This is a genomic window from Shewanella sp. ECSMB14102 (assembly GCF_000813075.1).
Taxonomy (GTDB): Bacteria; Pseudomonadota; Gammaproteobacteria; order Enterobacterales; family Shewanellaceae; genus Shewanella; species Shewanella indica.
Genome location: NZ_JWGX01000008.1, coordinates 150876 through 175508 on the forward strand (window position 1 = coordinate 150876; position 24633 = coordinate 175508).

Here is a 24633-nt window from a genome sequence, read left to right on the forward strand (position 1 = left end):
TGGACTTTTTCAGGGCTGGGCTTTCTCAAGACTGGGCTTTCTCAAGGCTGACTGGTGTATTGCTTGACTCCGGGCGGGATAACAAACCAGTCCTGCTTTTCACTGACCCAGGCATGGGCGCTCGGCTCAATGATACGGGTATCTTCCAGGTTGCTGGGCTTGAGCTTGATGCTCTGCGGCTCCGCCGGGTTATAGTGATAGATACGATTGCCGCAACGACCACAAAACTTGGCGGCGCTGATATTGCCGCTGGCCGAACCACGCTGCCAATGGCTCAGTTCGCCACTGAATTCTATATCTTCGGCTCTGACAATCGCCGTAATGCTGAAGGCACTGGTGGACAGCTTCTGGCATTCCTTGCAGTGGCAGGCCACCACCATCTGCGGCGGCGCCAACAAGCGATAACTGACAGCGCCGCACTGGCAACTGCCCTTGATGGGATAACGAATAGCTTCCATAGCTTTTATCATCTTATCTTAGAAAAACACCCGCCATTTGGCGGGTGTTATCAAAGGGTTCAGTCTACCAGACCTCGGCGCTTGAGCAGCGCATCCACTGTGGGTTTCTGGCCGCGGAACTGGATGTAGTCCTGCATCAGATCCTCACTGTTCCCCTTGGAGAGAATTGCCTGACGATACTTGTCACCATTGGCTCGTTTGAGGCCGCCTTCTGCCATGGTATGGGCAAAGGCGTCGGCAGCGAACACTTCGGTCCACAGGTAAGCATAATATCCGGCCGAGTAACCACCACCGAATACATGGCTGAAATAAGTCGACTGGTAACGCGGCAACACAGGCGCGTAATCCAGGCCATGTTTGGCACGAGCCTTGGCTTCGAAGGATTTAACGTCCGCCACTTGTTCACCGGCCTTGAGGGAGTGCCACTCCATATCAAGCAGCGCTGCGGCCAGATACTCTACCGTGTCATAGCCCTGGTTGAAGCTGGCCGCTGCTCGCACTTTTTCCAGCAAGGCTTGCGGAATCGGCTCGCCGGTTTTGTAGTGCTTGGCATAGTGAGCCAAAACATCCGGATCTGTGGCCCAATCCTCGTTGGCCTGGGAGGGGAACTCAACAAAGTCCCTCGGGGTAGCGGTACCAGCCAGGCTTGGGTATTTCACCTGCGAGAACAAACCGTGAATGCCGTGGCCAAACTCATGGAACATGGTGGTCACTTCATCAAAGGTCATCAGCGTAGGCTGACCTTCGGCTGGTTTGGGAATATTGAGCGCGTTATAGACCACAGGTTTGTTATCCAACAGGAAACTCTGGGTCACCAACTCATCCATCCAGGCGCCACCGCTCTTGCCCACTCTGGCGTAAGGGTCCAGATAGAAAAGCCCGATGGAGCTGCCGTCTTCGTTGAATACTTCCCAGGCGCGGACATCCTCCTGCCATACCGGCAGATCCTTACGCTCTTTCATCGTGATGCCGTAGAACTTCTGCATGGCGTAGAACATGCCGTCATTCAGCACGGTATTGAATTCGAAGTAGGGCTTGATCTGGCTCTCATCCAGATCGTATTTGGCCTTGCGAACCTGCTCGGCATAGAAGGCCCAATCCCATGGCTGCAGCTCAAAGTCGGCACCACTAGCCTTGATTTGCGCCTGGATATCCTTGCCTTCAGCCTTAGCCTTGGCAACGGCCTTGGGTGCCAGGTCATCCAAAATGGCAAATACCGCATCCGGATTAGCAGCCATCTGATCGGCCAGTACATAGTCAGCCCAGGTTTCATAACCCAGCAGTTTGGCCTTTTCGGCGCGCAACTGTGCCTGCTTGAGTACGATAGGACCATTGCTGGCCATGGCACGATTGGCCGAAGTCTGCCAAATTTTCTCTCTCAGGCCTCTGTCCTCCAGGCTCGACAGCAGTGGCTGGCGGGTAGTATTCACCAGGCTTATCAGGTAGCCCTCTTTACCCGCTTCCTTGGCGGCATTGGCCAGGGCGCCTATCTCATCCTCGCTCAAGCCTTTGAGCTGCGCCTTATCGGTCACCAGGATCACATCATCCTTGAACGACTTGAGAATGTTTTGCGAAAACTCGGTCGACAATGTAGCCAGCTCACCGTTGAGCTCACGCATTTGGGTCTTGTCGGCTTCGCTCAATTTGGCGCCGGCACGAACGAATTGATTGTAATAGAAGTCCACCAGGCGTTGATCTTGCGTGCTCAGGCTATCTTTATGGTGGTAGACGGCTTCAACCCGGGCAAACAACTTGGGATTGAGGAAAATATTGTCGCTGTGCTCGGTAAGCTTGGGAACGATTTCCCCTTGAATGGCTTGAAGCTCATCATTGGAAAGCAAGCTCACCATACTGAAAAACACTCTTGTTGTGCGGTTGAGAAGAGCACCGCTCTTTTCCATAGCCACTATAGTGTTATCAAACGAAGCGGCTTCGCTGTTGTTGATTATACTGGCGATCTGCTGCTTGTGTTCCTTGAGCCCGGCTTCAAAGGCCGGCAGATAGTCTGCTGTCTTTATCTTGTCGAACTGCGGCGCATGATATTGCAGCGGACTTGGGCTGAGCAGCACATTGCTTGCGGTTTGCTCAGCACTTTTTGCCTCTGGCATACTTTGACTCACTTGTTTTACCTGGGTATTGCTGACAGTTTCTTTGGTTTGCTGTTCGGCACAGGCGCTCAGCACCAGTGCAGCGCCTATGGCGGTGGCGATTAATGTCTTACGCATCTTGACTCCATTAACGGCAGGCTATTGCTTAGGGAGGGTACGAATCAGTCCTCATGGCATTCTGCATAGGACTTGTTCGCACCTTCCATTGTTATAATTTGCTACCCGGGACACCTGTCTCGGCGGGGCAACAGCCCTGTTGATTCCCGCCCCTACCTTAACAACTCTTCCGCTCTTTGGACAATGACTTAACTGTAAGAAATTCTGCTCACTTACCGTCAATTCGATATGAATGCGCATGCGTCCCGCCGATAACTCAGGCTTATCTGTCTAGACAAGAAAAGTGTGCGCCTGCCACAGCATCGGGTGGCACCAACCTGCCCAATGTCACAAATTGTCACTGGCTTTTACCGTCCAATGTCACATAAATGTCTTCGCCTTTCGCTATACTGCGCCTCGCCTAACCAGGTTAATCATATGATTAACAACAGGTTGACAAGGTGATGGCGGGAAAGTCTCCCGGGGTCAATAATAAAAACCAAGAGTAGTAAACAATGCAAACCAAGACATTAATCACACTGGCGATTGCCGCCGCACTGGGACTCAGTGCCTGTAACAGCGACGACAATGATGAACCAACGGTCAGCGTAAATCTGCGGGTATTGGAAACCACAGATCTGCACACCAACATCATGGATTACAACTATTACAGCGGCAAGGAAGACCCCACTATAGGTCTGGCCCGTACCGCCAGCCTGATCCATGCCGCCCGCAAAGAAGTCACCAACACTGTATTGGTCGATAACGGCGATCTGCTGCAGGGCAGCCCTATGGGCGACTATATGGCCAAAGTGGGTATCGCCGATGGTGAAGTGCACCCCGCCTACAAGGCGATGAACCTGCTTGATTATGCCGTGGGTAACATAGGCAACCACGAATTCAACTACGGCCTGGATTTTCTGGAAAAATCCCTCGCCGGCGCGCAGTTCCCCTATATCAACGCCAACGTTTATTGTGATGCCGATGATTGCTGGAACGGGATCAAAAAAGGTGACAACCTGTTTACCCCATACCTTATCAAGGAAACCGAGGTTAAGGACACTGACGGCAACAGCCACAAGCTCAAGATTGGTTATATAGGTTTTGTGCCTCCGCAAATTATGCTGTGGGACAAGCAGAACCTCACCGGCAAGGTACGTGCCGAGAGCATAGTGGAGAGCGCCAAGAAATTTGTGCCGCAAATGAAGGCTGAAGGCGCCGATATCATTATCGCCATTCCGCACTCAGGCATTGGCTCCACCGAAAACCCAGGCGATCCTGCTGCCGAAAACGCCACCTATGCCCTCACCTATGTCGACGGCATTGATGCCATCATGTTCGGCCACAGCCACTCCATCTTCCCCGATGCCCGCTATGGCGACTTGCCCAACACAGATGTGGAAAAAGGCCTGCTTAACGGTGTCCCCGCCGTGATGCCGGGTCGCTGGGGCGACAACATGGGCCTGGTCGACTTCAAACTGCAGCTTAAAGACGGCAAATGGACAGTGCTCTCGGCCCGCACCGAGGCACGCCCCATCTATGACGGCACCAACAAGACACCGCTGGTGGAAGCCGATAAGGACATTCACGACGCGGTTGAGCTGGAACACCAGGGCACTATGGACTTTGTCGAGCAGCCAATCGGGGTCGCCGCCGCCGACATGTTCAGTTTCCTGACGCTGGTGCAGGACGACCCGACTGTGCAAATTGTCTCCGACGCCCAGATAGCCAACGTCAAGGCCAAACTGCCGGAAGCACTCAAGTCATTGCCGGTGCTCTCTGCAGCCGCGCCGTTCAAGGCCGGTGGCCGTCACAGCACCACCAGTGATGCCGATCAGTATGTGATGGTGGACAAAGGGCCGCTGACCTTCAAGAACGCCGCCGATCTCTATCTCTACCCCAACACTATGGTGGCGGTTAAGCTAAACGGCGCTGAGCTGAAAGACTGGCTCGAGTGTTCGGCCAACCAGTTTAACCAAATAGATCCAGCCAGCACTGAGCCGCAAGAGCTGGTGAACTATAACCACCCCACCTATAACTTTGATGTTATTGATGGCGTGACCTACAAGATAGACGTGACTCAACCGAGCAAATTCGACGCCGATTGTGCTCTGGTCAATGCCGATGCTTCGCGGATTATAGATCTGGCTTTCACCGACAACGAAGGCACTGTTTATACAGGTGAAACCCTGGCGGCCAAGGAGTTTATCGTCGCCTCCAACAACTACCGCGCCTTTGGCGGAAAGTTTGCCGGCACCGGCAGCGAGCACGTGGTACTGGAACTGCCGGACACCAACCGTGAAGCTCTGGCGGCTTACATCACAGAGCAATCCAAGTACAATCCTGAAACCGACAAGTATGACGCCATGGTTAACCCCACGGCCGACTATAACTGGGACTTCAGGAATATAGATACGAATGTTGCTCTGGACATCCGCTTTGTCACCCAGGACAGTGACAAGGCCGCCAACTTCATCCAGGCCAACCAGCAAAGGACCATGACCAAGCTGAGTACCGATGAACTGGGCTTTGCCGTCTACCGCATAGATCTCAAGCCTGCCCAATAAGGCTGTCAGCTGAGACATAAAACGAACCAAGCGCCCTCAGGGGCGCTTTTTATGTTTCTTCACAGATTAAACTTGCCATGATTTAAGCCTTTGACAATGTTATAAAGTAAGTACAGTAAAACACCAGACTCACTCAGCCGTCACGACGGCAAGATTGCAGGAAATCTTTTATGTCTTCGATACCCGCGCCCTTCTCCCAAGCCTGTGAAAACAACCGCGAACCGATACTCAGGATTCTCAAACAGGCATTCTCAGGCTGCCGCAGGGTATTGGAGATAGGCAGTGGTACCGGTCAGCACTCGGTCTACTTTGCCCCAGAGTTACCGCACCTGGTGTGGCAATGCAGCGATCAACCCCAGTATCTTGATGGGATCCGCGCCTGGCATAGCAAACTCCCGGCGAGTAATCTGGCCGAGGTGATCACTCTGGAGGTGTGTTCCCCCTGGCCGCAGGCGGCAACTGAGCCGGCACCGGATGCCATCTATAGCGCCAATACTGCGCATATCATGAGTCAACCCATGGTAGAGGCGATGTTTGCCAGCATAGGCAGAGTATTGCAAAGCGGCGGCCGTTTCTGCCTCTATGGCCCCTTCAACTACCGAGGCGATTACAGCAGCGACTCCAACCGGGTGTTCGATGCCATGTTAAGGCAGCGCGATCCGCAAAGCGGCATTCGCGATCAGGAGTGGATCCTGATGCTGGCCGCAGCCCAGGGGCTTGAGCTTTGTCAGGATCATGCCATGCCCGCCAACAACCGCCTGCTGGAGTTTATTCGTAAAACGGTTCGCTAACGGAGGCAAAGTGATGGGCAAAACAAATGTTTTGCCTGAAAAGTCCAGGCGCTATCTGCCTCTGAAACGCCTTTGGTTTTTACACGGCTTTGGCGTAGAGAAACAGATCTGTGGCCTTGACTTCGCCCTGCTCCAGATAGGGTTTACGCAGACTATCAATAAGCTCAAACCCGGCCGCGGCCAACTCACTGACGAAAAACACTTCGGGATAATAGTGGATAAAGACCCTGTCTCCGGAACTGGAGCTTTGATAGCCGGACTCTTGATAGTCATCCTCCATCGAGGCCAGATACAGGAGCCCGCCGTCATTCAGTAGCGCACGGCAGTCTTGCAGTAAGGCCATCACGTCCTGACGTTCAAGATAAGGCGTGACGAAGAGCAGAAGTATTGCATCAAAACCCTCTGGCGTGTCTAAGTCTTCTAGGTCATCAAGGGTATTAGAGCCATCAGAAACCCCAATACTTACGGGCGCAGCAGTGTTTTCAGACACATCAAGGGGGGCGATAGCCTGCACGGCATCAGTTTCAAGCAGCGACGTCAGACAACCAAGCTTGCGGCTATCCAGCCGATAAAAACGTCCCTCGGGCAACAATTCACCGGCAAGCGCCACCATGGCCGGCGCCGCATCTATACCCACTATCTCGAGCTCAGGCACCCTGTCTACCAACGTGCCGCAGACATGCCCTGGGCCACAGCCTATATCCAGTAACCGCAGGCGCCGCCCGGCACAGGCCTGATACTGCTTCAGCAAAGAAGCGAATCGGTTATGGGCCGAGTCATAACAATCGTTGCCGGCAAACTTATCCCGATAGGAAAGCGCCATTTTGTCAAAGGTTGCCACGGTTTCCCGGTACTTATCCATTGTGCTTCTCTCCCTGCACCATCAAGAGTCGAGGCTCAGCATACTGACTAGCACAGAAAAAAGCCAACCTCAAGGGTTGGCTTTATCAGAGAGGACTTATTCGCACCTTCCCTTATCAAGGATGGCAGACGTTATGCAGCTCCAGGTTGGTACCTATATCCTTGTTGCGGTTGGCCTTGGCATCGTCGTTACGCAGCTGGGTCAGATGATCCAGATAGGCCTGATCCACATCCTTGGTGATGTAGTGACCATCAAACACTGAGGTTTCAAAGCGCTTGATATCCGGGTTTTCCATTCGCACCGCTTCCACCAGATCGCTCAGATCCTGGAAGATGATGCCATCTGCGCCAATGATACGGGCGATTTCATCGGCATCACGGCCATGAGCAATCAGCTCATTGGAGGTTGGCATGTCTATGCCGTAAACGTTGGGGAAGCGGATCTCAGGCGCAGCCGAGGCGAAATACACCTTCTTGGCGCCGGCTTCACGGGCCATCTCGATGATCTGCTCTGAGGTGGTACCACGCACTATGGAGTCGTCCACCAGCAGCACATTCTTATCCTTGAATTCGGCGCTGATGGCATTGAGCTTGCGTCTGACCGACTTCTTGCGCTCCTGCTGCCCAGGCATAATGAAGGTACGGCCGATATAGCGGTTCTTCACGAATCCCTGACGGTAAGGTAGATCCATACCACGGGCAATTTCCAGGGCGATATCACAGGAGGTTTCCGGAATAGGGATCACCACATCGATATCATGGTCATACCATTCCTTACGGATCTTCTCACCCAGCTTGGCACCCATGTTGACCCGGCTGGCATAGACTGACACCTTGTCTATGGTGGAGTCCGGACGGGCAAAGTAAACGAATTCGAAGATACAAGGGGCATAACTTGGCGCTTCGGCGCACTGACGGGTAAACAACTCACCTTCCGTGGTGATATACACGGCTTCGCCGGGAGCCACATCGCGCATCACTTCGAAACCAACGGCATCCAGTGCCACACTCTCTGAGGCCACCATATACTCGGTCCCAGAGGCTGTCTCATGCTTACCAAGCACCAGAGGACGAATACCGAAAGGATCGCGAAATGCCACCAGGCCCTGACCAATAATCATAGCCACCACGGCGTAGGCACCGCGGGTATCGGCGTGCACCCGGGAAACGGCATCGAACACTTCATCCGGGCTCAAGGTCAGGCTGTCGGTTTTGTCCAGCTCATCGGCCAACAGGTTGAGCAACACTTCAGAATCGGACGTGGTGTTCACATGGCGGCGCTTGTTGCGCAGCCCTTCGGCCAGTTGCAGTGTGTTGGTCAGGTTGCCGTTATGCGCCAGAGAGATCCCGAAAGGAGAGTTCACATAAAACGGTTGGGCTTCAGAGGCACTGGAGCTGCCGGCGGTGGGATAACGCACATGGCCTATGCCGGCGTTGCCCTGCAGCCGCTGCATATGCTTGGGTTCAAATACGTCCTTGACCAGACCATTGGCCTTACGCAGGCGAAAGGCATTCTGATCGATAGTCACTATGCCTGCAGCATCCTGGCCACGGTGTTGAAGCACTGTCAGTGCATCATAGATGGTCTGATTGACCGCCGAGCGGCCAACGATTCCGACGATACCACACATGGGTAAGCTTCCTCATTGTAAGATGTTCTGATAATTGTATTTTTTATATTTTGGGTACAAAGCTTGAGGTATTTTCCAAGTAGTCAAAAAACCACTGGATAACCACCCCGAATTCGGGCACCAGTTGCGAACCCTGCCACCAATCGGTTTTGGGCGCGCCGGTAAAGGCATCCATAAAAAAGAGTATGGCACTGACTATCAATGCGCCGCGCAGCGCACCGAAACACAGGCCAAGAATTCTGTCCGTTCCCGAGAGCCCTGTCTTGGAGACCAACTGGCCTATCAAATAGTTCACCAAGGCCCCCACTATCAGGGTGACAACAAACAGGATGGCGATAGCAACCCCGTTTCGCAGCACCTCATCATTGATTTGGGTGATATGAACGGCAAGGTCTTGATAAAACTGGCTGGCGATGAAAAAAGCGGCGAACCAAACCACCAGCGACATGGCTTCTTTGGCAAAACCACGGATCAGACTGATAAGAGTCGATAATCCGATAACTATGATAATGGCGTAATCTATCCAAACCATGGGTAGAAGTATCCGGTGAAGATTTAAGTCGGCGGGATTCTACCAGAGAAGGCAAGCATTCTCACCCCCGGGGGCGTAAATAATTGCTTGCCGACTCGGGGCAAACTGTCATCTTTCCTGTGGGTTATAGCGAACTACTTTACCCTTGAGTTTGGTCAGCTGTTCCACTTTCTGCTGTTGCTGTTTGATGCGTTCGCTGGAGACATCCGGACCGACAAACACCCGGGTCAATTTGCCGTCCACAGGCTTATCCGGCAAGGTATAGGCGCTGAATCCGGCCTTGCGCAATTTGGCCACCAGGGCTTTGACATTGGCCGCATTACTGAAGGCGCCGAGCTGTAAAGTCCAGGCCGCATCACTGGGTTTGGCCTTGGGTTCGGGAGTCTTTTTGGCCTCCTGCGGCTTGGATTGGGCGGTGTTGGAAACACTGTTTTCGGTAGCCTTCACCTCGGGAGCGGGTTCGACTTCAACCTGAGGCTCGTCTGTCTCCTGCGCCAAGTCCAGAGTCTCGGCGACATCCAGGGTTTGAAACTCCCTCGGCTCCGCCAATTGCGATTCGGTATCCGGCCGCAGCGGAATTTCAGTGAACTGCTCTTGCTGGCGCTCTTTCTTGCCATCGAGAATGTCAGGTAAAAAGATCACCCCCAAGGCGACCAATACTACGGTACCTACCAGACGGTTATGAAACTGAGTCGACAAAATATCTTCCTTCCAGTCAATAATGGAAGTTCTTGCAAAGGACTAGGGCCATTTGCTGCGAACCACGCCTTGCATCCAGGCCCGTAAGCCGACGCAGAGCACACATGGGACTTGTTCGCACCTTCCTTAGATAAGCGCTTTAAAGCCCGAAACAGTGTAAAAGGAGCCAAAGACAATTACCACATCTTCGGCGCCGAGTTTGGGTTTGAGGTATTGCCAGCAATCTTGCATCTGTTCAAATTCCCGGGCGTCACAGCCATCCGGCAGGGCTTTTCGCAAACAGCCGGCATCGGCACCACGCTCATTATGCAGCGTCACCAACAACCAGCTGTCTATGCTAGGCGCCAGCGCTTGCATTACGCCTTCGATATCCTTGTCCTTAAGCATACCGCAAACGCCATAGACTCGCCCCTTGGCCTGCAGTTCATCCAGCCTTTGCGCCAGGTAACGGGCCGCGTGGGGATTGTGCGCCACATCCAAAATAATCAGCGGCGCCTCGCAGATATGCTCCATTCTGCCGCTGAGCCTGGCACTGGCGAGCCCTGAGCAAATCGCCGCTTCGGAAAGCTCAGGCCAGAGTTGTTCCAGCGCCGCCAAGCTGGTGGCGGCATTGGGCAGAGGTAATTGCGGCCTGGGTAAGCCCTCAAACTGCCAGTGCTCACCGCAAAAATCCCAGCCAGTGCTGGTTTGCTTGTAGCAAAACGCCTGCCCCACCGCCTTGAGTAAGGCGCCCTTTTCATTGGCAACCTCAACCACGCTGGCAGGCATCTCGGCATCGCCCACTATCGCCGGGCGGTTGTGACGGAAGATGCCGGCCTTCTCACGGCCAACCAGTTCCCGGGTGTCACCAAGATACGCCTGATGATCAAGATCTATGGCGGTTACCACACTGACATCGGCATCTATTATATTAGTGGCATCCAGCCGGCCTCCCAGGCCCACTTCCAGAATAACCAGATCCAGCTTGGCCTGCTTGAACAGCAATAATCCGGCCAAGGTGGCATATTCAAAGAAGGTCAGCGAGGTGTCGCCTCTGGCCGCCTCTATGGTTTCAAAGGCCGAAATAAAGTCGCTATCCGGCGCATCGACACCGTCTATCCGCACCCGCTCATTGTAATTGAGGATATGGGGCGAACTGTAAACCCCGACCCGATAACCCGCCGCGCGCATGATTTGCTCCAGCATACGGCAGGTGCTGCCCTTGCCATTGGTACCGGCAACTGTGATCACCTTGGTGCTGCCTAGTGACAGCACCCCGAGCCTGGTGGCAACTTGGGTGACCCGCTCGAGCCCCATATCGATTTCGGTCGGATGAATGGCCAGCAGGTAGTCCAGCCAAACAGACAAAGGAGCGTCGGCTCCCGGAAGCGGATGCTGATGAGCGGATGATTGCGACATTTGATTCTTCCCTTAAATCTTGATGTCGCCGCAAGCAAAAGCGTGGCGGCAACAGCATGCTAATGGTTTCAGTCCGGCATAAACAGTGGGCCCATGGCCAACTTGGGCAGTTGATATTGCTCAGGATAGCTGACATGCACCAGATAGAGGCCATTAGGTTTAGCCGTGGGGGCAGCCTGGGTTCTGTCTTTGAGCTCCAGCAACTGTCCCAGCCAATCCAGCGGCTGATTGCCAAGTCCTACTTCCAGCAGCGAGCCGACTATGTTGCGCACCATGTGATGCAAAAAGGCATTGGCTTCGATATCCACTATCACATACATGCCCTGGCGGGTCACACTGACCCTGTGCACATTGCGAAACGGGGTGCGCGACTGGCATTGGATCGCCCTGAAACTGGTGAAGTCGCGCTCACCCAGCAGATACTGGGCCGCCTGATGCATCTTCTGCTCGTCGAGGTCACCGTGATAATGGCTGACGCCACCACGCAAAATGCCGGGACGGAAATTATGGTTGTAGATGATATACCGGTAGCGGCGAGCAGTTGCCGAAAAGCGGGCATGAAAACTGTCGTCTACCTCTTTGGCCCAGCGCACCGCAATATTGTCCGGCAGATTGGCATTGACGCCCAGGGTCCAGGCGCCTTCTTTACGAATGGCAGAAGTATCAAAATGCACCACTTGCCCGGTGGCGTGTACCCCGGCATCGGTGCGACCGGCGCATTGCAGTGCTATCGGCTCATTGGCGACCAGAGACAAAGCTCGCTCCAACTGCCCCTGAACTGAATCCACTTCGGCCTGGCGCTGCCAACCATAATAGCCGCTGCCGTCATATTCGATACCCAACGCAATACGCATCTGTTTCTCCCCTGATCTCAAGGCGGCGAATTCTACCACAGAGCAGGCATTCGCCTCCAAGAAAAAGCCCGGACAATAAACGGACTGCATAAAAAACGGCGCCTGGGGCGCCGTTTGAGTATTGACTGAGCTCTAGCCCAAGGTTTTTATCAGGGCTGCGGCTTCCTCTTGCTGGCGGGCGTTGCCGTCCAGCTCCACCTCTTTAAGCAATGCCTTGGCGCTGTCTTTGTCATCGATTTCGATATAGGCCCGCGCCAAGTCCAGCTTGGCGTTGACAGAGTTTTCCTCATCATCGACGTCGACCATAGCGGCGGCGCCAACGAGGGAATCGAGTTCGCCCATATCCACGTCCAGTTCCTTGTAGGGGTCGGTATCACTGTTGCCTTCATCGGCTTCACTGAGCAGGCGCTCAATATCGATAAATCCGTTTTCCTTCTGGAAGGCGCTGAGATCGTGCTCCGGCACCATGCTGGAAGCGACCTTGCCTTTTGCTTTGGCATCGAGGGCTGCCAGCGCTTCATCCACTGTCAGTTTATGATCTTCGAGATCCAGCGAGTCATCATCATCCAGTTCAAGACTGAATTCTTCATCCACCTCGGCTTCGTTGACAACGTTTTCAGAGAAAGCGGCCAACAGATCATCGTCGCTCAGACTCTTATCACTGTCGTCACTATCCTGGGCCAGGCCGATATCCAGAGCCTGCTCGGTATCTGTTAGGCTGTCTTCAACTTCAACAGCCTGTTCCTGGCTTGAGAGCTCCTCTTGAGTCAAGAGCTCTTCTATGGCTGTAGGCTGTTGCTCTTCTTGCGCCGAGGGCTCTTTTTTCGCTGAAGGCTCTTCCTCAACCAAGGGCTCTTTGGGTGCGGAGGGCTCCCACTCAAGCATATGGGGATCATGGCTTTTGCCGCCGGCCTTGAGATCGTCGAAGAAGCCGGAATCCTTGTCGCTGCGTTGACCGCTTTGCAGCTCGTTATCGCTATCCCTGCTCTCATCGGCCAAAATATCGGTTTCATCAGGCTTCTTAGGCTCGTCCAAGTCCTCAGCCTGCGACAAGCCTGCCAGCATGGTATCCAATTCGGCATCGCTGCGCTCAGTGGCATCATCAGACTCAACCTCTGAGCTATCTTCCTCGTCTGTTTCAGCGATTGCCTCATCAGGGTTGTCTAGCGCAACAACATCATCCGCAAGCCCTGCCAACAAGGCGTCCAGATCTTCACTCTCTTCCTCAGCTTGAACCGGCTCTGCTGCTTGAGTCTCGACAGCTTCGTCCAAGTCATCGAAACCTGCCAGCAAGGCATCTATGTCTGCCTCTGTATCGCTGGAGTCTACGGCAACCTTGTCATCTTCAAGCTCGGCGGCGATAACGTCGCTTAAGTCTTCCTCTTCAGAATTCAGTTCTACCGGCGAGTCGAATCCTGCGAGCAAAGCATCTATGTCCGCTTCTTCGCCCAGCTCGGTACCAGTTGAGTCATCCTCATCCAGCTCGGCGGCTATGGCAGCACTGAGATCTTCCTCGGCTTCAGCCCTACTATCGTCTTCAACTTGAGCACTGGCTTCAATTTGAGGTTCTGTGTCTTCTTTGACGTCAAACCCGGCCAGCAGCGCATCGATATCGGCTTCCTGTGTCTCATCCAGAGTCTCGTCAGCCTGCTCATCTTCGGCCAATTCGGCGGCGATAGCGGCACTGAGATCTTCATCCAGCTCTGCCTTCGCTTCTCTCTCTGAAATCACCTCTTTGTCTTGTTCAAAAGCAAACTCTTGATCGAGTTCTTGGCTAAAACCCTGTTCAAAAGCAGCAGTCACATCTTCCGGTAGGGTTTCACTCAGATCAGGCTCTGATGCTGGAACACTTTCGGCCTGCCAATCTTCAGGAATAACTTCCTGTTTATCGGTATCGTCCAAGCCAGCCAGCAATGAGTCCAAGTCTTCCTCGCCAGCATCTTCCTGCTCACCGGCCTCTTGTTCACCCATAGCTTCAGCCCAGAGATCATCGAGCGACTGACCTTCATCTTCAGCCTCTTGGCTGGTATCCCCTTCGCCTGAGTCGATGAACATCTCCTGCGCCATATCCATCTGCTCGTTGTCACTCTCAACTTCCGGCTCAGGCTGCAGCGCTGAGCTGTCGACATCCAGCAATGAATCAATGGAATCGTCCGGATCATCGTCCAGACGCACGGCCAGTTCATCGTTGGCGTTTGCCATCTCGGCCGTGGCCGCGCCGGCAACAGCTGCGGCTGCCATTGGGGCAGCATCTGTCTGTGGCGCTTGACCATTAGCCTGCTTACGCTTGCGGCGCAACATGCTCCACAGCAGCAACAACAACAATACCGCGGGTACTGCGGCAGCCAGCACCAACAATAATGGGTTATCCATCAAACTGCGCCAGAGGTCGTCCGGCTCATTCGCCGTAGCATTGGCGACTTGAAGCTGCTGTTTGAGATCAGCATTTTCGGCCTTGAGTTGCTGTTCCTGTTTTTTACTGGCCTGTAGTGACTCTTCCAATACCGATAGACGCTGATTCAGCTCATCAATTTGCGCCTGCAGCCCTTGGTTATCCGTATTGGCCACCAAGAGTTGATCCTGAGCACGCCCCAGCTCATCGGTCAGACTCAGGTTGCGGCTCTGCAATGCTTCAATGCTGTTATCGTCTGCCGTTTCTTGGGTTGCTTCTGTTACTGTATTTGAGGATTTAGTAGAAGCCACTTGAGTGGGTTCAGTGGATGACTCACTGACTTTGGGCTGCTCACTGTTATCCTTGACACTTGTACTCACCTTGGATAGCTGCGTCGCCGGTTGAGGTTGGGTGGCCGTCGTTGGCTCTTTTACGGCTTGGCTTGAACGCTCTGGGGCTTTAGCGGTTTCAGTTTTGCCATTATCTGCTTTTAGCGGCTTACCGGAAGACCAGCGCTTATCATCCTGTTCGGCGCGAGCTCTGGCCATACTCAAAGGAATAGCCTGCATCACCTCCTTGGAAGGGATAAGCAGTATCATGCCCCGTTCGAGGCTGTTGTAGTTATTGGATGAGAAAGCGTGCGGGTTGGCTTCAAAAATCGCGGCCATGACCTGATAGATACTGACACTGGGATCCGGTCTGACTTTCTGGGCAATACTCCAAAAGGTGTCCGATGTTGTCGTCGGGCCATACTGGCGCACCTGCTGGCGCACTTGACCGTCGGGACCGGTAATTTTCAGGCCTTCTGCATGGGCGGGTTCTATAAGACTACTTGGGTTCAGGGCAAAAAAAGCGGCCATCAGGCCAACAAGATATGAAGTGCGAAAGTTCATCCATTCTTCCCTTTCAAGCGCTGGTTTCGCCGGCTGACGACTGGCTTTAGGCATTTGTATTTATTGAGATTACTATAAACCAGAAATGTCCGCCCTGCTACTGTTCACATTTGCAAAACAAAAAAAGCCTGCAAACTGCAGGCTTTTTCAACAGAAACAAAGCGTTTAGGAAAAGTGCTTCCAGCCTTGCATGTAAGTCTGAAAGCACAGGCAGAGCCCTCGTGGGACTGACTCGCACCTTCCTTAGAGATAATCGCGGATCAGGATCTCACCTATCTGTACACTGTTGAGCGCCGCACCCTTACGGATATTGTCAGAGACCACCCAAAGATCTATACCCAGATCGTGGGAGATATCCTTGCGCACCCGGCCGACATACACAGGATCACTACCGGCGCCTTCAGTAACAGCTGTCGGATAATCGTCATCATCTTCAAACAGCACCACGCCTTCGGCATCCCGCAACACTGCCTTGACTTCGGCAGCATCAACCGGCTGCAGCGTCTCGATGTGAATCGCTTCCGAGTGTCCATAGAACACAGGGACCCGCACCGCAGTAGGGTTCACCAGAACTTCGCTGTCGCCGAGGATCTTATGGGTCTCCCAAACCATCTTCATCTCTTCTTTGGTGTAGCCATTTTCCATAAACCTGTCTATGTGCGGCAACACGTTGAAAGCTATCTGCTTATCATAAACCTTGGGTTCTGAAGGCAAGCCTTGCAACAACTTTGCAGATTGACCCGCCAGCTCTTCAATCGCCTTTTTACCTGTACCGGAAACCGACTGATACGTGGCCACATTGATACGGCTGATCCCAAAAGCATCATAGATTGGCTTGAGCGCCACCAACATCTGAATCGTCGAGCAGTTGGGGTTGGCAATAATATTACGGTTACGGAAGTCGGCAATCGCCTGTGGATTGACCTCTGGAATAACCAATGGAATATCCAGGTCGTAACGGAAGTGAGAGGTGTTATCTATCACCACACAACCTGCATCGGCCGCAATTGGCGCCCATTTCGCCGAGACGTCACCGCCGGCAGAGAAGAAGCCTATCTGCGCCTGAGTCCAGTCGAAGCTTTCTACATCGAGGATCTCCACCTGTTTACCGTGAAAACTCACGGTTTCACCGGCGCTGCGACTACTGGCCAGTGGAAACAGATTCGCCACCGGGAAGTTACGCTCCTCGAGGATTTCTATCATGGTTTGACCCACGGCTCCTGAAGCACCCAATACGACAACGTTAAATTCCTGCGACATTTACAGACCGACTCCTGAAAAACCTAAATGAGACAACCAATCTACCCCAGAACCGCCGACATTTGAAAGAGTCAAAGCACTGAATTCTCGCCTATGGCGGTGATTTTTTCTCATGTCATCAAAACCTGTGGGGTTTTTCAGCATTTTCCGGAATTTTTCATCGTCATCACGCAGATCATAAATAAATCGGCACAAGGACAATAATGCCTTTTCATCGGGCGAACTACTGATATCGAGCCGGGAGCTCCAACGCTCAGGCAATAACGCCCCAAGTGACTTGTCCGCCGGGCGGTTGAGTATCGCCATCAAGGACTGATATAACATGAAAGTGCCCCGGGCCTTGCCCTCCAGGCTGTAACCGGCAATATGCGGTGTAGCAAACTCCACCAGAGGCACCAGCTCCAGCATGGGATTAGGCTCCCCTTGCCAAACATCCAGCACTAACTTGAGATCCGGTCGCTTGGCCTTGACCCGGATCAGCGCGTGATTATCTATCACTTCACCGCGGCAACAGTTAAGCAACCAGCAGCCGGGTTTCAGCGTTTCCAGTCGCTGCTCGTCAAACAGATACCAAGTAGGATGCTCGCCATCTCGGGTCAGAGGTACGTGCAGACTAATGATATCGGCACCGGCAATCAGTTCATCCAGGCTAACAAAGCGGCGGCTGTCACCGGCCTTGGCCAGTAAGGGATCGCAGAGCAAGGTATTAACTCCGTATGCCTCCAGGCAGCGCGCCAGTGCCGAGCCTGTGTTACCGGCACCGACTATGCCAACGGTTTTGCCCTTAAGCTGAGTGTCAAATCTGTTGGCCAGCTCCAACATGGCGATAAAAGCATACTCGCCAACCGCGATGGCATTGCATCCGGGTGCGTTGAAAAAGGGGATGTTGCGGGACGCCAGATAAGCCTTGTCCACATGATCTGTCCCTATGGTGGCACTGCCGACAAACTTAAGTTTATGTGCGCCTGCCAGCAGTGCCTCATTGACCTTGGTGACCGAGCGCACCAGCAAAACATCGGCGTCGGCTACTGTGGCCGCATCCAGATGACGGCCATCGACGGCTACTATCTCCCCCAGCTCGGCAAACAAGGGCTGCACATAGGGCATGTTTTCATCAACCACCAACTTCATCGACTTTCCTGCTCTGTTGTGGATTAAACCGCTATTCTATCAGCGAGCTAGATGCTTGTCTGAGTCCGGCGCACATTTGCGGAAGCTACTAACAAGTTCTGTGTCAGCTCATAAGCAAAGAAGGAAGCCATTTGGCTTCCTTCTTGATTCAGTGAAACAAGGCGTTTACTTGTATTTACGCATCACCAGGGTAGCGTTGGTGCCACCGAAACCGAAGCTATTGCTCATAACAGTGTTGAGCTCGGCGTCGCGGTATTCACGCACAATTGGCATACCTTCTGCGGCCTCGTCCAGGTTGTCGATATTGATTGATGGCGCGATAAAACCTTGTTCGAGCATCAACAAGCTGTATATAGCCTCATGAACACCGGCTGCGCCCAGGGCGTGGCCTGTCAGTGACTTGGTTGAGGCAATCGCCGGCATCTGGCCGTCGAAGACTTCAAGCAGGGCTTCCAGCTCTCGCACATCACCGACAGGGGTAGAAGTGCCGTGAGTGTTAACGTAATCGATAGGTGTATCTACTGACTCCAGCGCCATCTTCATGCAACGCACCGCACCTTCGCCGCTTGGGGCTACCATGTCATAACCGTCAGATGAAGCGCCATAACCTATGACTTCAGCATAAATCTTGGCGCCGCGGGCCAGCGCGTGCTCCAGCTCCTCGACAATCACTATGCCGCCGCCGCCAGAGATAACAAAGCCATCACGGTCGGCATCATAGGTGCGGGAAGCCTTTTCCGGTGTGTCGTTATACTTGGTCGACAAGGCGCCCATAGCGTCAAAGCCCATGGTCAGGGTCCAATCGATCTCTTCAGCGCCGCCGGCAAAGACCATATCCTGTTTACCCATCTGGATCAGTTCCACCGCATGGCCGATACAATGCGCACTGGTGGCACAGGCTGAGCTGATGGAGTAATTCATCCCTTTGATTTTGAAGGGCGTCGCCAGACAGGCACTGGCAGTAGAAGACATTATCCGCGGCACAATATAAGGACCCACGCGCTTGACGCCTTTAGCACGCAGGGTGTCAGCCGCCTGAACCTGGTTGGAAGACGAAGCGCCACCGGTACCAACAATGAGACCTACACGAGGATCTGAATACTGCTCTTCGGTCAGACTGCTGTCTTCAATAGCTTGCTGCATAGCCAAATAGGCGTAGGCTGCGGCATCCCCCATAAAACGCAACGCCTTGCGATCGATATGCTCGGCGGGATTGAGTTTGATGTCGCCCCAGACATGACTGCGCAGCTGCATCTCCTCAAACTGATCTGAGTGGGTGATACCACTGCGGCCAGCCTTGAGAGATTCTGTCACTTCTTGTTTGTTATTACCGATACTTGATACAACGCCAATTCCGGTGATCACGACTCTTTTCATGTTTTACTATCCATTCCGTACAATTCAGTACCTACTTTTGCTGACGCCATGTTAGCCGTTTTACAGCATTTAAGTGGTCAGCTTTCCGTAAACTTGGGTAAAATAATGCCGAACAAGGCCTCCAGAGTAAAAAATTGCCCGTGAAACAGGAACAACTTCGGCCATCCGGCAGTGAAAATACGCAAACTTGCAGTCAAAATCCCACATCTGTGGAAACAACACAAGCCCCGACGGCGACTCTTGCGCCCTACCAACAAATCCGTTTCGGTGACAAGCCCTTCGGGCGGCAAATTTGTCTGGCGGCGGTAGGCAGTGAAGCCCTGTTGCCGCTGCTGCAACTCTGGAGCCAACTACGACAGAATTATCCCAAGCTTGTGTTACAACTCTTGCTGTTTGCCGCCGATAAAGATTCCCGGGCAGAATCGCTCAAGGTCCTGCAAAGCAAACTGCCATTATGGCAGACCACCGAAGCTACGGCATTCGCCGAACATCAAACAAGCGCAGTAATGGCGCTTCTTGCCGAGCTGCAGGCAGGTAAACCTCTGGCAATCCCCGGCTGCCAACGTTTTGTGCTCGATAGTGGCAGGTTGACACTGGATCTCTACCTTGAATTTGACGCCACCTTGCTCAAAGAGTTGCCAGGGGTAAACCATAACGGCTGGATAGACAACTGGCTCTGGCTTGCAGAGTCCTTACCCTCTCAGGCAGCGGTCTGGCAGATGGCGCGCTTGGCTAAAGACTACGCCTCCTTGCTTTGCCTGCCAAGTAAGAGAAGCGCTCTTGCCTCTATTGTGGTCAATAGCGGGCTCAATATAGTAGATTTTAACGGGCCGGCAGCACTGCTTTTGACTCAACAAACTGAGCTCGAGCCCATCGCCAAGGCAGAACGCCTTGCCTTGCGGCGCCAAAGCAATGCCAGACTGGCGCCCTGGCCGCTCTACCGGGAGCCCATGCTTGCAGATGATGAATCTATTGCCATTATTGGCGCCGGTGTGGCCGGCAGTCAGCTGGCATTGTCATTGGCAGAGCGCCAACAAGCCAGCCAGGTATTTTGCAGCGAGGATAACGCGGGTGAAAGTGCCAGCGGCAACCGACAAGGTGCACTATACCCGCTGTTGACGCCGGAAACATCAGAGCTCAACACCCTGTTCCAACAAGGTTTTCTCTTCAGTCGACGGCGGATAACCGCCCTGACTGCCGCCGGGTTCGATATCGCCCATGACTTTTGCGGTGTGTTACACACTGGCTATGATGAGCGAAGCCGCGCCCGCCTGGATAAGATTGCCGAGGGCCAAAACTGGCACCCGGATATTCTGCGCCGGGTCGACAGCTTTGAGGCTACTGAGCTTGCGGGATTGGATATAGAAGAAGATGGCCTTTTTTACCCTCTGGGTGGCTGGGTCTGCCCCAGAGCCCTGTGCCGCGCCGCCATCCAATACGCCGTCGACTCGAGTTACTGTGACTTTCAACCCCGAACCCATATCAAGGCGATTTCAAGAGAGGATCACCTCTGGTGGTTAAGTGCTGCCGATGGTCGCCGCTTTGGGCCATTCAAGAAGCTGGTGTTGGCAAGCGGCGCTTCGCTGACGGCGCTGCCACAAACTTCGGCCCTACCCGCCTCACCTTTTCGCGGCCAGGTCAGTGAAGTTGCAACCCAAGGCGGGTTGGGAGCGCTTAAGGCAGTGCTGTGCGCCAAGGGATACCTCACTCCGGCCTGGGAGGGGATTCATTGCCTGGGAGCCAGTTATATCAAAGATCCCGAGCAGTTGGCCTACAGCGACGCCGAGCAGAGAGAAAACCTGCAAAAAATCGCCATGAGTTATCCGGATGCCGACTGGCACCGGGGGCTGGTGATGGGACAAGATGCCAGAGTAGGGGTGCGTATGGTCACCCGGGATCACTTTCCCATGTTGGGGCAAGCACCGGATGTCAGTGCACTAATGCAGGCTTATCAGCAACATCAGCACACCCCCGAGAGTGCCCGCTACTGGCAACAGACACTGGCGCCTGTGCATCCCGGTCTTTATATTCTTGGTGGTTTGGGCTCACGCGGCCTCAGCACAGGTCCATTGGCGGCGGAAATTCTGGCATCAGAGCTTTGTCATCAACCCTTGCCGGTAGGCAGTACGCTGCTGCAGCGCCTTAATCCCAACCGGATGTGGATGCGCAAACTTATCAAGGGTAAAGCGCTTTAATATTGAATGAATTAACCAAGACATGCATGGGCAAACCGAGCTTAATAGAGGAAGCTGTTATCAAAGCCTCACTCAGAAACTATCGTATCCATGGATAATCTATATCCATTAGCCGACAGTATTGCCATTCTGGCATCGGCCACAGCTCGTCAAACCGTTTAAGTTGAATGGAACGCCCGTCCACGAATAACATTCCAAATGAACCAACACAGGTAATCAATCGAGATAAAAAATGCCGCTCAGCATAACTGAACGGCATTGTACTTTAAGACTGCTTTTGCAGATGCAGACTTAAACTATATTACAGTTCTTCAGCATTCTCAGACAGATAGGCAGCAACACCGTCTGGGCTGTCTTTCATGCCTTTCTTGCCTTTTTCCCAACCTGCCGGGCAAACTTCACCGTGCTCTTCGTGGAATTGCAGCGCGTCGATCATACGCAGCATTTCATCGACGTTACGACCAAGAGGCAGATCGTTAACGACCTGGTGACGCACCATACCTTCTTTGTCGATCAGGAAAGAACCGCGGAAAGCCACACCGGCTTCTGGGTGTTCAACGTCGTAAGCCTTGCAGATGTCGTGGCGAACGTCGGCTACCAGAGTGTATTGAACCTGGCCGATACCGCCTTTTTCCACTGGGGTGTTACGCCATGCATTGTGAGTAAACTGAGAATCGATAGAAACACCGATCACTTCAACGCCACGCTTCTTGAACTCTTCCATGCGGTGATCGAAAGCGATCAGCTCAGATGGGCACACGAAGGTGAAATCCAGTGGGTAGAAGAACACTACCGCAGGCTTGCCTTTGATTGCTGCAGTCAGGTTGAAGCTGTCAACAATTTCGCCAGAACCCAGAACAGCTGCTGCAGTAAAGTCCGGAGCCGGACGGCCTACTAATACGCTCATTTTATACCTCCATCTATGGATTGAGCTGTGAATAAAACAGAATCCGTTTTAACTACAGGCCATTATAAGAGGTGCCATGCACCTGACAACCTATTTAGGATCAATATCACGCTTTTGCCCCAATTTAAGGCTTGTCTGGATAAGAAATCGGCAAGTGTGCGGTCACGGCAACAACCTGGCTCACAAAGCGATTCAATAACCTCAGGATCCAGTTCACAAAGGCAGTTTTTTTGCCGCAAACACTGATTGCAGCTGGACATCCAAGCCCCCCCAGTCAAAAATAGCCCCTTTGTTTAGCGAATAAGACTTTACTATGAACGCAGTTGTGATTGCCGTCTGTCTGATGCTCGCTCTCAGCCTGGCCCGGGTCAATGTGGTGATCGCCTTGACGATCAGCGCCCTGGTCGCCGGCTTGATGGGAGGACTGGACATCCACCAGACCATAGAGGCATTCAATACCGGCCTGGGCGGTGGTGCCCAGATAGCCCTGAGTTATGCCCTGCTCGGCGCCTTTGCCGTGGCCCTGTCACATTCCGGGCTGACCACTTTGATTTCCACTACAGTGATCAAGGCTCTTGGCAAGGATCCCAATAGTCAAAACCTCAAGTGGGTTCGCAGCCTGTTGCTGCTGTCGCTGCTGGCCATGGCTATCAGCTCACAAAATATTCTGCCTATCCATATCGCCTTTATCCCCATTCTGGTGCCGCCCCTCTTGCATCTGATGTCCAAACTCAAGCTGGACAGGCGTTTGGTTGCCTGTGTTATCACTTTCGGTCTGGTCACCACTTATATGGTGTTACCGGTTGGCTTTGGCGGCATATTTCTAAACGACATACTACTGGCAAACCTACAGTCCAACGGCTTAGAGGCTCAATCCGGGGACATTCCCCAAGCCATGCTCATCCCGGCCGCCGGTATGTTGACCGGGCTGCTGACGGCCGTGTTTATCAGCTATCGCAAGCCAAGAGAATACCGGGAAGAGCAGATCCTCGCCGCCGAACCGGAAACCGGCCTCAGCAAGCGCAACATCTTCATTGCCGTGCTGGCTATTCTAGCGACTCTGCTGGTGCAGCTGCAGACAGATTCGATGATCTTCGGCGCGCTGGTCGGCTTTATGATCTTCTCATTCAGCGGCGCGCTCAAACATGTGGCCGATGAAGATATCTTTAACCAAGGTGTGCGCATGATGGCCAACATAGGCTTTATCATGATAGCCGCCGCCGGTTTCGCCGCCGTGGTCAAACAAACCGGTGAAGTACTGACTCTGGTGAGTGCCATAGGTGAGTTGATTGGTGACAACAAGGGCCTGGGCGCACTATTGATGCTGGTGGTGGGCCTGTTGATCACCATGGGTATTGGCTCATCTTTCTCGACCATCCCCATTATTGCCACCATCTATGTGCCACTGGCGCTGAACTTTGGTTTCTCTGTGCCTGCGGTTATCGCCCTGGTCGGCACCGCCGCGGCGCTTGGGGATGCCGGCTCACCGGCATCGGACTCAACCCTCGGCCCCACCGCCGGCCTGAATGCCGATGGTCAGCACGACCATATCCGCGATAGCGTGATCCCAACCTTTATTCACTACAATATCCCGCTGCTGATCTTCGGCTGGATTGCCGCCATGGTACTCTAAGCACTGCCTTGGGGAGTGATAACCCTGAATACAAAAAGCCAGTCTGTATCAGACTGGCTTTTTTGCTTTAGCGGCCGGCTTTACAAGCCGGGACTTAGCTTATCGGCGCTGTTTCAGGCCTGAGTTTCTTCTATCAAGCGGTTACCTGAGCCTATCTCAATTTTGCGCGGTTTCATGGCTTCAGGGATCTCACGCACCAAATCTATATTGAGCAGACCGTGTTCCAGATGGGCGCCTTCGACGGTCACATAATCGGCCAACTGGAAGGTACGTTCAAAACCGCGCTCGGCAATGCCCTGATACAGGTATTTACGCTCCGGGGCCTGTTCGCCCTTGGTGCCTTTCACCAACAGCTTTTCACCCTCGCTGGTGATCTCCAGCTCATCCATGGCAAAGCCTGCAACCGCCATGGTGATCCGGTAACGGTTCTCACCCAGGAGTTCGATATTGTATGGAGGGTAACCGGCATTGCCATTGTTGGCGGCGGCATGTTCGGCCAAACGGGCCAAACGATCAAAACCGATAGCGCTGCGGTAAAGGGGAGTCAAATCATAGTTACGCATAGTCATATCCTCATAGATTAAGCAATATGTAGTGTCGGGCCGAATCATCGCACCCTAGGTTTCACTGGCCGCCCAATGGCACGGCCTTTAATTTATCGGTCAAGGCACTTTCCCTGCCGACACTCAATAGATAAGGTCGGGCAAAAGTATTTCAAGTGTCGGTAGAATTAATTGATTAAAAATCACTCAAAGCCACATGGCTGCCCTGCTCTTTTGCCACAAAAAAGCAGCCCCGAAGGGCTAATGCCGTTCACTTAGTGTGAACGGCATTTTTCTTAGGCTTAATG

The 24633-nt window shown here is 53.3% G+C and carries 18 protein-coding genes; 4 read left to right on the forward strand and 14 right to left on the reverse strand.

Annotated features, from left to right (window positions below; all coding sequences use genetic code 11):
* Positions 1 to 41 precede the first annotated feature (41 nt).
* Together RC73_RS04105 and RC73_RS04110 are read right to left on the reverse strand one after the other, a co-directional pair.
* Positions 42 to 470, reverse strand: coding sequence for a GFA family protein (locus tag RC73_RS04105; RefSeq protein ID WP_235369956.1), 429 nt, complete (start codon positions 468 to 470; stop codon positions 42 to 44).
* A 47-nt stretch (positions 471 to 517) separates the two neighbouring features.
* The gene (locus RC73_RS04110) at positions 518 to 2683 is read right to left on the reverse strand and encodes a M3 family metallopeptidase (RefSeq protein WP_039033436.1); all 2166 of its coding nucleotides are present in this window, start codon (positions 2681 to 2683) and stop codon (positions 518 to 520) included.
* 494 nt (positions 2684 to 3177) lie between these two features.
* Here RC73_RS04110 and RC73_RS04115 point away from each other — a divergent pair, with 494 nt between their 5' ends.
* Both RC73_RS04115 and RC73_RS04120 read left to right on the forward strand, forming a co-directional pair.
* Positions 3178 to 5229 (forward strand): bifunctional 2',3'-cyclic-nucleotide 2'-phosphodiesterase/3'-nucleotidase, encoded by a 2052-nt coding sequence (locus RC73_RS04115; RefSeq protein ID WP_039033437.1) that lies wholly within the window; start codon positions 3178 to 3180, stop codon positions 5227 to 5229.
* 170 nt (positions 5230 to 5399) lie between these two features.
* Entirely contained in the window at positions 5400 to 6020 is a 621-nt protein-coding gene (locus RC73_RS04120; RefSeq protein WP_039033438.1) for a DUF938 domain-containing protein, read from the forward strand.
* 79 nt (positions 6021 to 6099) lie between these two features.
* Here the strand turns inward: RC73_RS04120 and RC73_RS04125 are convergent, their stop codons facing one another.
* The 10 genes from RC73_RS04125 to fabB all read right to left on the reverse strand — a co-directional run bounded on the left by RC73_RS04125 (position 6100) and on the right by fabB (position 19048).
* Positions 6100 to 6882 (reverse strand): class I SAM-dependent methyltransferase, encoded by a 783-nt coding sequence (locus RC73_RS04125; RefSeq protein WP_039033439.1) that lies wholly within the window; start codon positions 6880 to 6882, stop codon positions 6100 to 6102.
* A 115-nt stretch (positions 6883 to 6997) separates the two neighbouring features.
* A complete protein-coding gene (gene purF / locus RC73_RS04130) occupies positions 6998 to 8512 on the reverse strand; it encodes an amidophosphoribosyltransferase (protein ID WP_039033440.1) in 1515 nt (504 codons plus the stop codon).
* Between the two features lie 43 nt (positions 8513 to 8555).
* Positions 8556 to 9044, reverse strand: a complete 489-nt coding sequence (locus RC73_RS04135) for a CvpA family protein (protein ID WP_025010464.1) — start codon at positions 9042 to 9044, stop codon at positions 8556 to 8558.
* Between the two features lie 108 nt (positions 9045 to 9152).
* Positions 9153 to 9743 carry an SPOR domain-containing protein gene (locus RC73_RS04140; protein WP_039033441.1) on the reverse strand — a complete coding sequence of 197 codons (591 nt, stop codon included), beginning with the start codon at positions 9741 to 9743 and terminating at the stop codon, positions 9153 to 9155.
* Between the two features lie 126 nt (positions 9744 to 9869).
* Entirely contained in the window at positions 9870 to 11141 is a 1272-nt protein-coding gene (gene folC, locus RC73_RS04145; RefSeq protein WP_039033442.1) for a bifunctional tetrahydrofolate synthase/dihydrofolate synthase, read from the reverse strand.
* 68 nt (positions 11142 to 11209) lie between these two features.
* Positions 11210 to 11995 carry a tRNA pseudouridine(38-40) synthase TruA gene (gene truA, locus RC73_RS04150; protein WP_039033469.1) on the reverse strand — a complete coding sequence of 262 codons (786 nt, stop codon included), beginning with the start codon at positions 11993 to 11995 and terminating at the stop codon, positions 11210 to 11212.
* Positions 11996 to 12127: 132 nt separating this feature from the next.
* Positions 12128 to 15280: a FimV/HubP family polar landmark protein gene (locus tag RC73_RS04155; RefSeq protein WP_039033443.1), complete on the reverse strand. Its 3153-nt coding sequence runs from the start codon at positions 15278 to 15280 to the stop codon at positions 12128 to 12130.
* 243 nt (positions 15281 to 15523) lie between these two features.
* On the reverse strand, positions 15524 to 16540 hold the full coding sequence (locus RC73_RS04160) for an aspartate-semialdehyde dehydrogenase (protein WP_039033444.1): 1017 nt from the start codon (positions 16538 to 16540) through the stop codon (positions 15524 to 15526).
* Positions 16541 to 17671, reverse strand: a complete 1131-nt coding sequence (locus tag RC73_RS04165; RefSeq protein ID WP_039033445.1) for a 4-phosphoerythronate dehydrogenase — start codon at positions 17669 to 17671, stop codon at positions 16541 to 16543.
* A 165-nt stretch (positions 17672 to 17836) separates the two neighbouring features.
* A complete protein-coding gene (gene fabB / locus RC73_RS04170; RefSeq protein ID WP_039033446.1) occupies positions 17837 to 19048 on the reverse strand; it encodes a beta-ketoacyl-ACP synthase I in 1212 nt (403 codons plus the stop codon).
* Between the two features lie 209 nt (positions 19049 to 19257).
* On the opposite strand from fabB, the gene mnmC reads away from it, so the two are divergent.
* A complete protein-coding gene (gene mnmC, locus RC73_RS04175; RefSeq protein ID WP_143078357.1) occupies positions 19258 to 21243 on the forward strand; it encodes an FAD-dependent 5-carboxymethylaminomethyl-2-thiouridine(34) oxidoreductase MnmC in 1986 nt (661 codons plus the stop codon).
* Positions 21244 to 21544: 301 nt separating this feature from the next.
* Here the strand turns inward: mnmC and RC73_RS04180 are convergent, their stop codons facing one another.
* Positions 21545 to 22150, reverse strand: coding sequence for a peroxiredoxin (locus RC73_RS04180; RefSeq protein WP_025009505.1), 606 nt, complete (start codon positions 22148 to 22150; stop codon positions 21545 to 21547).
* A 313-nt stretch (positions 22151 to 22463) separates the two neighbouring features.
* On the opposite strand from RC73_RS04180, the gene RC73_RS04185 reads away from it, so the two are divergent.
* Positions 22464 to 23783, forward strand: coding sequence for a Na+/H+ antiporter family protein (locus tag RC73_RS04185; RefSeq protein ID WP_039033447.1), 1320 nt, complete (start codon positions 22464 to 22466; stop codon positions 23781 to 23783).
* A 113-nt stretch (positions 23784 to 23896) separates the two neighbouring features.
* Here RC73_RS04185 and RC73_RS04190 read toward each other — a convergent pair whose 3' ends face one another.
* A complete protein-coding gene (locus RC73_RS04190; RefSeq protein ID WP_028779347.1) occupies positions 23897 to 24346 on the reverse strand; it encodes an Hsp20 family protein in 450 nt (149 codons plus the stop codon).
* Positions 24347 to 24633 lie beyond the last annotated feature (287 nt).